We start from the raw sequence: 15,333 nt of genomic DNA on the forward strand, positions 1-15,333 counted from the left end.
AGGGCTTAGCGATTTCTATATAACGCTAGCCCCAAAGCCATGATGCCACACCCTATTGCGCAAAAGATGTATATTTGAGATGGCTCACCTGGAATACTCTCTAAAAATGAAGTCAAAAATTGCCCAGAAAACACAGCCATAGCGAAGTAAGATAAGTTGCGACCTCTTACTTTATAACTACTGCGCTCCACCGTCATATGGTTTAACAAAGGGATACTGAAACCAAAACCAATTCCGCTAAAAATAGCCCCTACGATTAAAGGCAATAACCCAAGCTGAATAAAACATGTGTATGCACCTGCGTAACCTAAAAAAGCAATAGCCAAGAGCCCAAGCTCCCCTACCTTTTTACTTAGCTTAGGCATGAAGTGAGCAGCAATGACAGCCACAAAAGAAATGGAAGCCAACAACATACCCACTTGCTGCTCATCAAACCCTTGGTGATTCATAGAGGAGGGCAAAAGCACAAAGATAGTAAAAAATGTACTCATTGATAAAACTGAATAAACATAAATACTTCGTAGAGATAAGCCAGTAACCACAACATGCCCATCGGTTTCAGACTCTGTAATGGAGGAGTTTGCACCGTGGCGAGGAACAAACAAAAAAAGCATAACCAAAAACAGCCAAGCAACTAAATACAATAAAAATGGATATGCCCAGTTGTGAGTGGCTAATACACCACCAAAGAATAAAAAGATTACTCCGCCAAACTCAATGGCCATTCCTTGTTTAGCAATCATTTCTAATCTTTCTTTACCTTGATACCACTGAGCAATAAGTGCAGTACTGCTTGCCATTACTAGGGCAGTTAACCCTCCTAACAATAACCTGTCGGCAAAAACCCAAAAAGCCCCCTCTAAATAAATAGCTCCTGCACCACATAAGCCGTAGAAAAACATACCGATGACAGCAGCCTTATAAGGGGTATATCTGTCAATTAGTTTTCCCGCGACGGGTGCAAACACAACGGCACCTAAAGCAGGTAGTGTCACAAGTAAGATGGCATTATTCTCTATCCCTAATTGAGCAGCAATGCTAAGCATGCCAGGAGCAACAATAGAGCCCACCATAATGGTGAGAGATGCTATACAAAGTAAGGTTAGACTGCCTAAAGCAGAGAGTTTGTTCATTTTTGATTTCACTTGGTTAAGTTATAGAAGAAATATGTAATGTTTAAGCTTGTGTAGCGCGCCAATTAAACAAAGCGCTCAAGCTAATAAAGAGTATCGCCACCCCAATAACGCCATGCCATTGATACATAGCGAATCCATAGAGTCCTGCTACTGAGCCCAGCGCACCACCAATGTAATAACCAAGCATGTAAATACCATTAATACGGCTCTGGGCTTTTTCATCAATGCTAAAAACGCGAGTTTGATTTGATACTTGTGCACTAAACACCCCAAAATCAATTAAGACAATCCCGATAACTAGCGCCCATAAGCTATCAGCAAATAAACCAGTAACACCAAAGCCTATGGCCATTAGAAGCAGTGAGATCATGATCAGTTTGTTGGAGCCTAAAGCATTCACCCATTTACCAGATACCTTTGCTCCTACTACCCCAGCTAAAGCAATCACACCAAAGAGGCCCGCTTGCTGAGCATTATAATTAAAGGGGTCCTGACTCACATAAATGGCTAGCGTTGCCCAAAGTACATTGAAAGAAGCAAACCACAATGCGCCTGCTAAAGTGTAGTTTTGTAATGATTTATGTTGCTTAAATAGGCTTACCGTACTTTTTAATAAAGGCCAGTAACGCAAGTTACTGTGTGGCGTATTGGTGGGCAAAAACACATACAATAACAAACCAGTTAGCGCGGCCACACATGCCGACATGATATAAACCCCGCGCCAACCATAAAAATCAGCAACAAATCCGCTCAGAGTTCTTGATAGTAAGATGCCTAATGTTAAGCCCATCATTAAAGAGCCTATTGTGGCCGCTTTCTTTTTCGGCGAAACCATAGAAGCGGCAAATGGAATAAGTTGTTGGGTGATATTTGCCCCCAACCCAATAAAAAACATAGCGCAAACAATCACCACATAATGAGACATTAACGCTGTTACAAGACTGGATACAACCAAGATAACTGAAAGAAAAGCAATAACACGCCTTCTAGGTATAGAGTCACCAAGTGGTGAAATAAAAAATAATGCAAAGGCATAACCAAATTGAATCAGACCTGGGATGCTTCCAAGCTCCGAGACATCTAAACTAAACTCATTAGCAATGAGAGGTAGAATTGGTTGCACATAATAAAGGTTAGCCGCGGTTACAGCGATCGCCCCACTCATGAGTAATAACAAAAACAGCGTAATAGGATTATCAGAAGGCTGAGTATTCACAATTTGCTCTAGAAAATTAAGTTGCATCTAAGATACGGATCGTTAACCTATAATAAAAATGTTATTTTTTAATAGAATCAATACAAAATATGAATTAATGGTGAGATGTGGATATAAAAATATTATCGAGTTTTATTGCAGTGGCTAAACATAAGAGTTTTTCAGAAGCAGCTCGTGAACTGCATACAGTGCAACCCGCCATTAGTCGTCACATAGCTGCGTTAGAAGAAGAGCTAGGAGTGAGGTTGTTTATACGTAACTCCAGAGACGTCATGATTACGCAGGCGGGAGAGCAACTACTAAAAGACGCCCATGAGATTATTGCTTTCACCCAACAAGCCAAAGTGCAAGTCAAACGTGCCCATAATGGGCAGTTAGGCACACTTAGAATTGCCCATTTAAGCTCAGCTTGTTTAACATTTATGGCATTACTCGTTCGTAGCTACAAGTTGCAGTACCCAGATGTTCATGTTGTTTTATATGAGATGACAGCAACAGAGCAAATAGAAGCATTTAAAAGCAAGCGTATTGATATTGGATTCTCAAGACCACTGCCCTCCTCCATAAAAGATGAGTTTACAAGCCACTCCATTTATATTGATAAATTAGTAGCGATCGTAAACAAAAATCACGAGATGTCAGGGCAAGATAAGATAGAGCTGGACGTATTACGACATGAAAAATTCATCATATTTAACCGCGATGAAGCATTAGGCTTGTTTGATGAAACAATAATGATATGTAAGCAAGCTGGCTTTTCTCCGAATATCATAAGCCAACCCAAACATATGCAAACTTTAGTCACAGAGGTGTCAGCAGGATTGGGCGTCGCTATTGCGCCTAGGTGTGTCAACAAGCTCTATAGTGAAGGATGCCATTTCTTAGAGTTAGCATCTATTGCATCGCAGATCCCTGTAGAACTCCATTATCCTAATAATAACAAAAGTGCGACCATTCAGGCTTTTTTAGAGATAACCCTTAATACCATTCCCTATATCCGAAAAAGCATGAGTTGAGGTTTATAGCTGTGTATTCACCTAGTTTACGCACTTTTTAAAGGTAAATACCTTAAGTAGCCTCTACATTAAGCTTATATCCAACCCCGTAAACTGACTGGATCCAATCCTGATTACCAATTACAGCGATTTTCTTTCTGAGTTTTTTAATATGGCTATCTATGGTTCTGTCACTGACAATACGATGGTCCCGATAACAGGTTGTCATTAGTTGATCTCGAGAGAATATTCTGCCTGGCTCAGAACTTATCAACCGCATCATTTCAAACTCTACCGCGGTTAACGCAATTGATTGCTGTCCAATGGACATGACTAAACGGTTACTATCAAGATCAAAGGGTAGCCCTCCCTTAGATTGGGGGTTAGCGCGCCTTAATACAGCTTTAACTCTTGCCACTACTTCTTTGGGGCTAAAGGGCTTACATATATAATCATCGGCTCCGATTTCTAACCCTATTAAACGGTCAACTTCCTCTACCTTAGCTGTCACCATAAGAATAGGTACTTGGCTCACTTCACGGATGGCTTTACAAATATCTAAACCACTTTTACCAGGTAACATAAGGTCTAATAAAATAATATCCACCTCATTATTTTCTAGCCATGGCTCAACTGATGGGCCGTCATGTAAACAAGTCGTGGTGAAGTTAGATAAACTCAAATAGTCAGCTAACAAGGATGCTAGCTTTTTTTCATCTTCGACTATAAGTACGTGAGCTTGTGTTTCCATAATTTTTAATCACTCCAAAGGTAAGATAACCTGAATGCCTAAACCGCCTAATTTGGAAGAAAATGCGCTAATTTTTCCATGGTGAGCTTCAACAATTTTTTTACAGATTGATAGACCTAAACCACTGCCACCCGTTTCTCTATTCCTTGAGTTTTCGGCTCTAAATAGGTGTTCAAATAATAGCGGTAAATCTTGCTCACTCACGCCTTGACCATTATCTTCAAAAATAATATGTACCTCTTTTGAAGCGACATTATCAACAGCTATTTTTAATAAGTTACCGTCTACTGCGTATTTGCCTACGTTGCTTAATAAGTTACTGAAAAGCTGCTTCAATCGGGTCACGTCTACATATACATCAATATCGCTATTGTGGGTAATTAATTCAACCCGAATACCTTTTTCAGACAACATAGTTTCAAATTGATTCGCAACTTCTTCAAGTATTGGAATCAATTTCACCCAATCTTTGCGATAGTGTAAGGTTCCAAGATCACTTCTTGTTAACTCGTGTAGGTCATTAAGTAACTGTTCTAATTGATTAACTTCTTCAAGGGAGGACTGGATCCTTTCCATGGATAAAGGCCTAACACCATCAACCATAGACTCCATTTCTCCTTTGAGCACAGCAACAGGGGTTCGTAGCTCATGAGAAATATCTGCTAACCAACGTTTACGTGCTTGCTCGTTTTGCTCCAATGTTGCTGCAAGATCGTTAAAGTCTCTTGTTAACTGCGCAAACTCATCTTTACGTTTTAAATTAATACGCTGATCGTACTGACCCGAGGTGAGTTTACTCATTGATAGCGTTAACTTTTTTATAGGAACAACAAAGTGGTGAGCTAAAGGCAAAGTCACTAATAATGCAATGATGATCAAACCCACAGCAATCAAGACTATGTAGCGTTGTTGTTGCTCCACAAAATTTAACTCATAACCCGCAGTTAGCTGCTTATGACGAGACACTGCCAAATAGCCTACAATTTTTTCATCTACAACAATATTGAGATATTCAAACTTAGACTTTTCACTGTATATCCCCACAACTAACTTCTTGTCCTGGTTAAGTATGGCGTAGGTGACATCTAAAGGCACGCCCTCAGGTGGACCATCAAAATCACGGAAGCGAGAAGGAGGAGGGTTCCCCATAGGTCCTAACCTAGGTGGACCTCTATCTTGAAAGTTTGGTCTATTGTCACCGGGAAATCGAAAACGCTCATTTTCATCAAATATATGCTCATCCAGCATTTCTCGAAAGTAGCGATGACGACCAGCTAAAGCATCCCAGCTTTTATTTTCACTGTAAAAGTCTTGAAGCGTTATCACTAAACTATGAAGTGCATCGAGTTCTTTTTTATTGACATAGTCAATCATGCCTTTGCCAATACTCCATTGCATAACCAACACTTGAGCAGTGACTAACACCACACTAGTAATAAAAAATATTGCAAAGAGCTTATTCTGAATACGCATACAGCAGGACTAACTCCGATAGATAAACATCAAATAACAAAAATAACGAATTAAGGTATCCTGTAAAACAGGTGGCGTCACCTGCAAACCTAGGGATCCTTTTTATTTGCACAATGGGAAAGTGATCACATCTGTGATTTAAAATTAACTAAGGTAGATTAGCGACCGTGAAACTCATCAATAAGAATCGATAACTTGTCTTGCAAGTGCTCTTCAAATTCATCAAGATCTTTGCCAAAAATAGTAAGATACTTTTCAGCCTTTTCATGATCTAAACGCTTGTTGTTAGTCTTGTACTCTGTTTCAGGTAATGATTTGTCATAGCGAGGCGTAATGACCCAGCGAACGAAATCTGAATCTAACCCAGCCACCTCTTTTTTTGCAAACTTGCAAAATTTTTCAATGTGTTCAATACCGTCTGGCCCCAAACACCCTGGCTCAACTCGAAAGGTAACAGTTAGCTTTTTGTACAAAGGTAAAGGTAAATCTACATGCATAACAAGGATCCTTTTATTACACTAAAACTTATCAAATTACCGTGTGCTTAGCCACAAAAAAGGCCGGTAAAAACCGACCTTTTATTTAAATGACATGACTAAAACAGTCTAGCTTTTTGAGGCTTGATAAATGCTCTCGATAGAAGCATCCATAGTAGCATCAAAGTCTGCATCGCTTTGTTTCGCACTTAAGCCTTCAGATAAAGCTCGAGAAAAACTAGCAATCATTCCAATATTACCAGCAAGCTTCTCATTGGCATCTTCTCTTGAGTAACCACCAGACAATGCCACAACTTTTAGTACTTTAGGATGTTTGACTAGCTCTTCATAGAAGTTTGCTTCATTAGGTAAAGTCAGTTTTAACATGACTTGTTGATCAGCATCTAACTGGTCTAAATGAGACAAAATAGAGGCTTTTAGCATTGCTTCAGCTTCTGACTTTTCAGGGCTATGAATATCAACTTCAGGCTCAATGATTGGCATTAGGCCAGCAGCTAAAATTTGCTTAGCAACAGCAAATTGTTGTGCCACTACCGCTTCAATACCTTCTTCATTAGCTAACTTGACTACCGAACGCATTTTTGTACCAAATACATTTTGAGCATTTGCTTTAGCTAATAAAGCATCTAAGTCAGGCATAGCTTTAAGCAGTTGGGTACCATTTACTTCTGCTTCTAATCCTTTATCTACTTTTAAGAAAGGAACCACTTGTTTGACATTCCACAGGTAGCTAGCAGTACTTTGGCCTTCAATTTCTCTATCAAGTGTATTTTCAAATAAAATAGCACCTAAGACTCTTTCACCATTAAATACTTTTGAGGTGATGATTCGAGTGCGCATTTCATGCACCTTCGTAAACATCTCTTCATCACCTTCGTATTCTGACGCTTCTACACCGTAAAGTGCTAAAGCTTTTGGCGTACTACCACCACTTTGATCCAAAGCTGCAATAAATCCAGTTTCTGCATCAATCTTTGCGAGCATATCTAATTGAACTTGTGATGCCATATGTGACACTCCTTTAAGTACTGTTTTAACCAACATCTAGTTGATTTGTAGGGTTTATATTACTGGGCATCATTGCCCTGAACTGAAAGCTTTTTACTTTTCTATTTGTTCTTATTTTAAGCCTGTTTTAAGAGGCTCTTGATTCTAACATAGCGACTGCAGGTAAAACTTTGCCTTCTACAAACTCAAGGAAAGCCCCACCACCAGTAGAAATATAAGAAATCTTATCACTTAGGTCCCATTTATCAATGGCCGCTAGCGTGTCACCGCCACCCGCGATTGAAAATGCTTGACTGTCAGCAATGGCTTTTGCGACAACTTCTGTTCCTTTAGAAAAGTTGTCAAACTCAAACACACCACATGGACCATTCCATAATATCGTTTTTGCGTTAGCTAATACAGCAGCAACATTGGCGGCCGTTTGAGGCCCATAATCCATAATTTCTTCATCATCTTGAACTTGGTCTACATCCTTGATGACAGCAGGCTCAGTATCTGAGAAGTTTTTACCTACTCGAACGTCTACAGTCTCTGGAATATCTAACGACTCCATTAAACGCTTTGCTTCTGGAATTAAGTCTTTCTCATATAATGATAAGCCTACATTATTCCCTCTTGCAGCAACAAAAGTATTTGAAATACCACCGCCAACAACAAGTTGATCAGCTATTTTTGATAGTGCGTCTAAAACGGTAAGTTTAGTTGATACTTTAGAGCCTCCAACAATGGCAACCAAAGGTCTCTCTGGATTATTCAAGGCTTTACCCAAGGCTGTTAATTCACCGTCTAGTAGAGGTCCTGCGCAGGCTACAGGAGCATGTAAACCAACGCCATGTGTTGAGGCCTGGGCACGGTGTGCGGTGCCAAATGCGTCCATTACATACACATCACAAAGGGCTGCGTATTGCTTTGACAAGGCTTCGTCATCTTTCTTTTCACCAGGATTAAAGCGAACATTTTCCAAAACAACTACTTCACCTGCATCAAGCTCAACGCCATTCAGATAGTCTTTTTCAAGTCTAACTTTTAATTCGGTGTTAGCTTTTAGATAATTCACTACTGGTTGTAGTGAAAACTCTTCTGCATATTCTCCTTCGGTAGGACGACCTAAATGAGACATCACCATGACTTTTGCACCTGCAGCAATGGCAGCTTGTATGGTAGGTAAAGACGCTCGAATTCGTGCATCAGATGTAACTTCACCATCTTTAATTGGCACATTTAAATCTTCACGGATTAAAACTCTTTTGCCGGCTAAATCTAGCTCGGACATTTTTAATATGGACATACTTTACCTTTTATTAACGATAATTGACTTATTCTTCAGATAAAACCTAGGCTTGTTTGAACATTACCTCAGCCGTATCTAGCATTCTATTTGCAAATCCCCATTCGTTATCACACCAAACAAGGGTTTTAACTAACTGTTTATGGCTAACTCGTGTCTGACTACCATCTACTATACAAGAATGGGGGTCATGATTAAAATCAACAGAGACAAGTGGCTCTTCTGTATAATCTAAAATCCCTTTAAAATCACTAAGTTTGGCCGCTTTAAAAGCTTGGTTTACATCTTCGACATTTAGACACTTAGCTACCGTTACACTCAAATCCATTGCTGTCACATTAATTGTTGGTACTCTTACCGCAATGGCTTCAAACTTACCTGCAAACTTAGGCAAGATCCGCTCGATACCAACAGCTAACTTAGTGTCAACAGGTATGATTGATTGGCTCGCAGCTCTGGTTCGGCGCAAATCACAGTGGTAAGCATCAATGACTTGCTGGTCATGCATAGAGGAGTGAATAGTTGTCACTGTACCGCTTTGTACCCCAAATGCCTCATCCAACACTTGAATAACAGGAACAATACAGTTGGTTGTACAAGAACCACATGACACAATCTTATCTGTGTCTTTTAGCTCCCCATCATTCACACCAAAGATGACAGTGGCATCCATATCTGGTCCACAGGGCTGAGAGAAAAGTACCTTGCCAGCGCCCTGCTCTATATGAGCTTGACCATCAGAGCGGTCATTATGGACACCTGAGCATTCAAGTACCAAATCTACGCCTAATTGTTCCCAAGGCAAATCACGAATATCTTGGTGACATAGCAAGCGAATATCGTCATTTGCAACGGTTAAGATGTCTCCATCTAATGTAACTGGAAATCCGAACCTTCCATGTGAAGTATCATACTTTAACAAATGAGCTATACCTTCAGGCTTAGCTATTTCATTTATTGCTACAACCTGAATACTTTCATTACGCTTAGTTTCATAAAGAGCACGCACCACATTGCGACCAATACGTCCAAAGCCATTTATTGCTATACGTAACATAAAACCCTTTAAAAATTACCTTAAACCAACAACAAAGGCGCATAAATGCGCCTTAAAGTTTACATACTTAGCGTAGTAATAAAGAACTTATATTAAAGTTCTTGAGCAGCTTTCACCACTGCTTCAGTTGTTATGCCAAATAATTTTAACAAAGCAGGTCCTGGTGCTGACTCCCCAAAGGTAGACATACCCACAACTGCACCATCAAATCCAACATACTTATGCCAAAAATCAACATGAGCAGCTTCAACCGCAACTCGTTTTGTAACCGAGCGAGGTAAAACAGACTCTTTATATTCAGCATCTTGCTTGTCAAAAACACTAGTACAGGGCATAGAAACAACACGTACGGCTTTTCCTGAAGCAGCTAATTGCTCCGCAGCTTCTACAGTAATGCCTACTTCTGAGCCTGTAGCAATTAAGATAATTTCTGGTGTACCGGCGCAATCTTTCAACACATAACCACCTTTAGCTACATTGGCTAATTGTGCAGCATCACGTGATTGAGCTGGTAACCCTTGACGGCTAAATACTAATGCAGATGGGCCATCTTTACGCTCAAGAGACGACTTCCATGCCACGGCTGTTTCAGCACCATCACAAGGACGCCATGTATTAAGGTTTGGTGTTAAACGTAAGTTAGCAACCTGTTCAATTGGCTGATGCGTAGGGCCATCTTCACCTTGACCAATAGAGTCGTGGGTGTATACAAAAATATTAGGAATGCCCATCAAGGCTGCCATACGTACTGCATTACGCGCATATTCCATGAACATCAAGAAGGTTGCACCAAAAGGTCTGAATCCGCCGTGTAGACCAATCCCGTTCATGATACCGCTCATACCAAATTCGCGAACACCATAATACAGGTAGTTACCACTAGCATCATCAGCTGAAATGCCTTTAGTACCTGACCAAATTGTAAGGTTAGAACCAGCTAAATCAGCTGAGCCACCTAACACTTCTGGTAACAAGGTAGCATAAGCTTCAATCGAATTTTGAGAAGCTTTACGACTGGCGATATTTTCAGCCTTGTCTTGTGATGCCTGAATAAACGCATCTGCTTTCTCAGCAAAGTCAGCAGGTAAATCACCAGCTAAACGGCGAGTTAGTTCTGCTGCTAGCTCTGGATAAGCACTTTCATAAGCGCTAAAGCTATCGTTCCAAGCTTGTTCTTTTTCAGCACCAGATGCTTTTGCATCCCAACCTTCATATACATCAGCTGGAATTTCAAAAGGAGCATGAGGCCAATTTAAAAATTCACGTGCAGCTTTGATTTCATCATCACCAAGTGGTGCACCATGACAATCATGACTACCTGATTTATTAGGAGAACCAAAGCCAATAATAGTTTTACAACAAATTAATGTTGGCTTAGTAGTTTCTGCTTTTGCCGCATCTATTGCAGCGGCAATAGCTTCTGGGTCGTGACCGTCAACATCAGCAATAACATGCCATCCATATGATTCAAAACGAGCAGGAGTATTATCTGTAAACCAGCCTTCAACATGGCCATCAATTGAAATGCCGTTATCGTCCCAAAATGCTACCAACTTGCCCAGACCTAGCGTACCAGCTAATGAACATGCTTCATGGGAAATACCTTCCATTAAACAGCCATCACCTAAGAAACAGTAAGTAAAGTGATCAACAATATCGAAATCTGGTTTGTTGAATTGCGCCGCTAAGGTTTTCTCCGCAATGGCCATACCTACGGCATTACTGATCCCTTGTCCTAGTGGCCCCGTAGTAGTCTCTACACCCGGCGCATATCCATACTCTGGATGGCCAGGGGTTTTAGAATGAAGTTGACGGAAGTTCTTAAGCTCTTCAATTGGAAGATCGTAACCAGATAAATGTAAAAGTGAGTAAATCAACATTGAACCATGGCCATTAGACAGCACGAATCTGTCTCTATTTGCCCAATCAGGGTTGCTTGGATTATGTTGCAAATAGTCTCCCCATAGTACTTCTGCAATATCAGCCATACCTAGTGGTGCCCCAGGGTGACCTGAGTTGGCTTGTTGTACGGCATCCATACTTAAAGCTCGGATGGCATTGGCAAGATTTTGGCGTGTTGACATGTTGTCTCCTGACTAACGTTTTTATGAAGGAGGAATAATTAAAAAACTAAAGGTTACTCCAAATTTAATAATCCATTTTGTATTAGCCAGACATTAACTGCAACGGCAAATCGTGTATGAATCGCCATTTACATATGAAATTTATTTACACCTTAGTAGAATTAATTTCATGGACGTTTGGACGTCTAGATGTAAAGACTGGTATTTATTCAAAATATTGTTAGAATAGCAAAATTAGGTAAGGCTTTAATACTGACAAGCGAGGCAGTTATATGACATCACATCTTTTTACTTCAGAGTCTGTTTCTGAGGGACACCCAGATAAAATTGCGGACCAAATATCCGACGCAGTACTAGACGCAATTTTAACCCAAGATCCAAAAGCTCGCGTAGCCTGTGAGACTTTTGTAAAAACAGGTATGGTTTTAGTTGGTGGCGAAGTAACAACATCTGCTTGGGTAGATATAGAAGAAATAACCAGAAACACTGTCAAAGAAATTGGATATGTTCATTCTGATATGGGGTTTGATGCCGACTCATGTGCCATTCTTAATGCAATTGGTAAGCAATCTCCAGACATTAATCAAGGCGTAGATCGTACTTCACCTGAAGAACAAGGGGCTGGTGACCAAGGTTTAATGTTTGGCTATGCAAGTAATGAGACAGATGTACTTATGCCTGCTCCCATTACCTATTCTCATCGCCTAGTCAAACGCCAAGCTGAAGTGCGAAAAAATGGCACACTAAATTGGTTACGTCCAGACGCTAAAAGTCAGGTTACCTTTGTGTATGAAGATAACCAACCTGTAGGGATAGATGCAGTTGTATTGTCAACCCAACATGATGAAAGTATCAGTACAGCAGATTTACGAGAAGCTGTAATGGAAGAAATTATTAAACCCGTTCTTCCTGAAAAGTGGTTATCTAAAAACACCAAATTTTTTATTAACCCCACTGGCCGTTTTGTGATTGGTGGACCAATGGGAGACTGCGGCTTAACTGGGCGTAAGATCATTGTTGATACATATGGCGGAATGGCAAGGCACGGTGGTGGAGCGTTTTCTGGAAAAGATCCGTCAAAAGTGGATAGATCAGCAGCTTACGCTGGCCGTTATGTTGCCAAAAACATAGTGGCTGCTGGTTTAGCTGACAAATGTGAAATTCAAATTTCTTATGCTATTGGTGTTGCAGAGCCTACCTCAATCAACATTGAAACATTTGGTACCGCAAAAGTAGCAGATAGCCTATTGGTAAAACTAGTTCGTGAACATTTTGAGTTAAGGCCCCATGGTCTTATCAAGATGTTAGACCTAGAACGCCCCATCTACCAAGCGACGGCTGCATATGGGCATTTTGGTAGAAATGAATTCCCTTGGGAACAAATAGATTTAGCAGAAACACTTAAAGCTAGTATCTAATTACTCACATCTGCTACCACTACATAAAATAATTTAGTGGTAGCATAATTTCAAAACCACATACTTGTTAAGTCAACACTTCCAAACTTAGTATCCAAAAGCATACATTTTTAATAAATATTTCCTGACTTCCCCCCAAAAAAAGAAAGAATTTGAATAAGAACCGTAGGCTTTATGCGACACAATAAAAATTGAGCAAATTAGTAAAATAACTGTACTATATGGCATGAAAATAGCTAAAACGCTATGTGAATTTAATATGTGTCTCAAAGGCTTGTAGTTTTAAGGAAGGAAAGATGTTAAGTAGAAATGTAGGTAAACTTTTTTCGGGGCTTTTGGTTGCAACTTCTGCAAACCTTTATGCTGCAGATGGCGATGAAAAATGGGTCTTCCAAACTAACTCAGATGTTGTTAGTTCAGCGTCCGTTGATAGTGATGGAACTGTGTATATCGGTTCATATGATAATAACCTTTACGCAATAAATGCTGACGGTACTGAAAAATGGACATTTACAACACTTGGTGATGTTAGCAGTAGTCCAGTTATAGGCAGTGACGGGACAATCTATTTTGGCTCCTTAGATAATAATTTCTATGCTGTAGACAGTGACAACACAGAAAAATGGAGATTTGAGACAGGCGGCGACATTAATAGCTGGGCGTCAATAGACAGTTCACAAACAGTTTATATTGGTTCCGATGATAATAAAGTTTATGCACTCAATGAAGAGAATGGCACATTAAAGTGGTCATTTGAAACAGAGGGCTTTGTACGTAGCTCTCCAACCATCGCATCTGACGGAACAGTTTTATTTGGGTCATACGACAATAAGTTTTATGCCTTGAACTCTGACGGGACACTTAAATGGTCTTATGAAACAGGAGATGACGTTGCAGGGTCACCAGCAATAGGTAGTGATGGTACAATCTACTTCGGTTCTTATGATGACAAATTATATGCCTTAGACAGTGACGGTAATTTGAAATGGTCATTCGAGACAGAGGGCAACGTCAGAAGCTCTCCAGCCATTGACGTTGACGGAACTCTCTATTTTGGCTCATTTGATGGATATATTTATGCAGTTAATCCTGATGGAACTCAGAAGTGGCGATATCAAACTGGAGGCGCTATTCAAGGGTCCGCAACAATTACTAGTGATGGAGCTATACATATAGGTTCAAGTGATGCTGTTTTTTATTCTTTAAATACCGATGGAACTATCAACCGTACATATAGTGCAATGGGACCAATTTTCAGTTCTCCAGCAGTTGGTGTTGATGGCAGCATTTATTTTGGTTCATTCGATGGAAACGTTTATGCGCTAGAAGGCAGTTATCCTCTGATCGATAGTCCTTGGCCAAGGTTTGGACAAAACAGTAGAGGAACTAGCCTTACTGATGACAATGATGAGCCATCAAGTCAAATTCAACTGAGCTCAACCCAATATACAGCGTTAGAGGCTGATTTAGCGGTAGATATAACGATTACTCGTACCAATGGTTCAGACGGTGAGGTGACAGTTGATTTAATTTCATCAGATATCACTGCAACAGCATCATCGGATTATCAACCTCAAGACTCTACAGTTGTATTGGAAGATGGGGAAACGTCTAAAACAATTACAGTAGCAATATTGGACGATATTTTATTAGAAGGGACAGAAACATTTTTAGTTAGTTTATCGGAGCTAACTGGAGCAGTAACATTTGGATCACTTTTAACAGCCACTGTGTCTATTGATGATATTGAAGATGCTTCACCTGGGAACTTCAATTTAAACAATCTGTCTTACTCGGTAAGTGAAGACGCCGGCAGTTTAACTATAACAGTAAACCGAACTGACGGTGTGAATGGAGAAGCAAGTGTTGACTATTTTTTAACGGCAATTTCAGCAACGAGTAATACTGACTATACAGATATACAAGGTACACTTGACTTCAGTAGTGGGGATAGCTCAAAAACTTTCATCGTGTCTATAACTGACGATAGTAGTGTTGAAAATACAGAAACTTTTACTGTAACGTTAGATAATGCAGTCAACGCATCTTTAGGAACTGATGTTACGGCAGAAGTCACTATAATCGATAATGACGAAACGCCTAGTACAGTAGAGAAAAAGAAATCAGGTGGCGCCATTAATTTTTCATTAATACTTCTGTTGGGTGGAGGATTGATACTGAGTTTAATAGGTAGAAGCAATAAACGAAGTTAACTATCTAACAATTAACTTATAACCAATAAAAGGGCGATTAGGTAGAGATATTTAAACGCCCTTTTTTATGAATATGTCTCGTCCTGAAATGTGTTTACACATTTAGGACTTATTATGACCAAGTCAAATAATACACCGCTTAAACGAACACAACGAGATTATTCATTAGGCTTTAAATTACAAATTGTCGACGCTGT

Annotated in this window: 12 protein-coding genes; 3 read left to right on the plus strand and 9 right to left on the minus strand. The window is 39.9% G+C overall.

Going from position 1 to position 15,333, the window contains the following annotated elements:
* Positions 1-5: 5 nt before the first annotated feature.
* Complete coding sequence (locus ACMUMK_RS12075; RefSeq protein WP_414701362.1) at positions 6-1,133, minus strand: MFS transporter; 1,128 nt, start codon at positions 1,131-1,133, stop codon at positions 6-8.
* 43 nt (positions 1,134-1,176) lie between these two features.
* Complete coding sequence (locus ACMUMK_RS12080) at positions 1,177-2,379, minus strand: MFS transporter (protein ID WP_414701363.1); 1,203 nt, start codon at positions 2,377-2,379, stop codon at positions 1,177-1,179.
* Positions 2,380-2,459: 80 nt separating this feature from the next.
* Here ACMUMK_RS12080 and ACMUMK_RS12085 point away from each other — a divergent pair, with 80 nt between their 5' ends.
* A complete protein-coding gene (locus ACMUMK_RS12085) occupies positions 2,460-3,368 on the plus strand; it encodes a LysR family transcriptional regulator (protein WP_414701364.1) in 909 nt (302 codons plus the stop codon).
* Positions 3,369-3,420: 52 nt separating this feature from the next.
* On the opposite strand, the gene ACMUMK_RS12090 is transcribed toward ACMUMK_RS12085, so the two are convergent.
* The 7 genes from ACMUMK_RS12090 to tkt all read right to left on the minus strand — a co-directional run bounded on the left by ACMUMK_RS12090 (position 3,421) and on the right by tkt (position 11,505).
* Positions 3,421-4,098 carry a response regulator gene (locus ACMUMK_RS12090; protein ID WP_414701365.1) on the minus strand — a complete coding sequence of 226 codons (678 nt, stop codon included), beginning with the start codon at positions 4,096-4,098 and terminating at the stop codon, positions 3,421-3,423.
* A gap of 9 nt (positions 4,099-4,107) precedes the next feature.
* Entirely contained in the window at positions 4,108-5,571 is a 1,464-nt protein-coding gene (locus ACMUMK_RS12095; RefSeq protein ID WP_414701366.1) for an ATP-binding protein, read from the minus strand.
* 158 nt (positions 5,572-5,729) lie between these two features.
* On the minus strand, positions 5,730-6,068 hold the full coding sequence (locus ACMUMK_RS12100; RefSeq protein WP_414701367.1) for a hypothetical protein: 339 nt from the start codon (positions 6,066-6,068) through the stop codon (positions 5,730-5,732).
* A 108-nt stretch (positions 6,069-6,176) separates the two neighbouring features.
* Complete coding sequence (locus ACMUMK_RS12105; RefSeq protein WP_414701368.1) at positions 6,177-7,076, minus strand: fructose bisphosphate aldolase; 900 nt, start codon at positions 7,074-7,076, stop codon at positions 6,177-6,179.
* Between the two features lie 127 nt (positions 7,077-7,203).
* The gene (locus ACMUMK_RS12110) at positions 7,204-8,364 is read right to left on the minus strand and encodes a phosphoglycerate kinase (protein ID WP_414701369.1); all 1,161 of its coding nucleotides are present in this window, start codon (positions 8,362-8,364) and stop codon (positions 7,204-7,206) included.
* Positions 8,365-8,410: 46 nt separating this feature from the next.
* Positions 8,411-9,421, minus strand: coding sequence for an erythrose-4-phosphate dehydrogenase (gene epd / locus ACMUMK_RS12115; RefSeq protein ID WP_414701370.1), 1,011 nt, complete (start codon positions 9,419-9,421; stop codon positions 8,411-8,413).
* Between the two features lie 92 nt (positions 9,422-9,513).
* Positions 9,514-11,505 carry a transketolase gene (gene tkt, locus ACMUMK_RS12120; protein ID WP_414701371.1) on the minus strand — a complete coding sequence of 664 codons (1,992 nt, stop codon included), beginning with the start codon at positions 11,503-11,505 and terminating at the stop codon, positions 9,514-9,516.
* Positions 11,506-11,777: 272 nt separating this feature from the next.
* On the opposite strand from tkt, the gene metK reads away from it, so the two are divergent.
* Positions 11,778-12,923, plus strand: coding sequence for a methionine adenosyltransferase (gene metK / locus ACMUMK_RS12125; protein ID WP_414701372.1), 1,146 nt, complete (start codon positions 11,778-11,780; stop codon positions 12,921-12,923).
* A 296-nt stretch (positions 12,924-13,219) separates the two neighbouring features.
* Positions 13,220-15,136, plus strand: a complete 1,917-nt coding sequence (locus ACMUMK_RS12130) for a PQQ-binding-like beta-propeller repeat protein (RefSeq protein ID WP_414701373.1) — start codon at positions 13,220-13,222, stop codon at positions 15,134-15,136.
* Positions 15,137-15,333 lie beyond the last annotated feature (197 nt).

It is taken from the genome of Paraglaciecola sp. 2405UD69-4 (assembly GCF_047525415.1).
Taxonomy (GTDB): domain Bacteria; phylum Pseudomonadota; class Gammaproteobacteria; order Enterobacterales; family Alteromonadaceae; genus Paraglaciecola.

Coding starts and splice junctions, on each gene's coding strand:
- ACMUMK_RS12075 (WP_414701362.1), bottom strand. CDS start 1,133: ATGAACAAACTCTCTGCTTTAGGCAGTCTAACCTTACTTTGTATAGCA.
- ACMUMK_RS12080 (WP_414701363.1), bottom strand. CDS start 2,379: ATGCAACTTAATTTTCTAGAGCAAATTGTGAATACTCAGCCTTCTGAT.
- ACMUMK_RS12090 (WP_414701365.1), bottom strand. CDS start 4,098: ATGGAAACACAAGCTCACGTACTTATAGTCGAAGATGAAAAAAAGCTA.
- ACMUMK_RS12095 (WP_414701366.1), bottom strand. CDS start 5,571: ATGCGTATTCAGAATAAGCTCTTTGCAATATTTTTTATTACTAGTGTG.
- ACMUMK_RS12100 (WP_414701367.1), bottom strand. CDS start 6,068: ATGCATGTAGATTTACCTTTACCTTTGTACAAAAAGCTAACTGTTACC.
- ACMUMK_RS12105 (WP_414701368.1), bottom strand. CDS start 7,076: ATGGCATCACAAGTTCAATTAGATATGCTCGCAAAGATTGATGCAGAA.
- ACMUMK_RS12110 (WP_414701369.1), bottom strand. CDS start 8,364: ATGTCCATATTAAAAATGTCCGAGCTAGATTTAGCCGGCAAAAGAGTT.
- epd (WP_414701370.1), bottom strand. CDS start 9,421: ATGTTACGTATAGCAATAAATGGCTTTGGACGTATTGGTCGCAATGTG.
- tkt (WP_414701371.1), bottom strand. CDS start 11,505: ATGTCAACACGCCAAAATCTTGCCAATGCCATCCGAGCTTTAAGTATG.
- metK (WP_414701372.1), top strand. CDS start 11,778: ATGACATCACATCTTTTTACTTCAGAGTCTGTTTCTGAGGGACACCCA.
- ACMUMK_RS12130 (WP_414701373.1), top strand. CDS start 13,220: ATGTTAAGTAGAAATGTAGGTAAACTTTTTTCGGGGCTTTTGGTTGCA.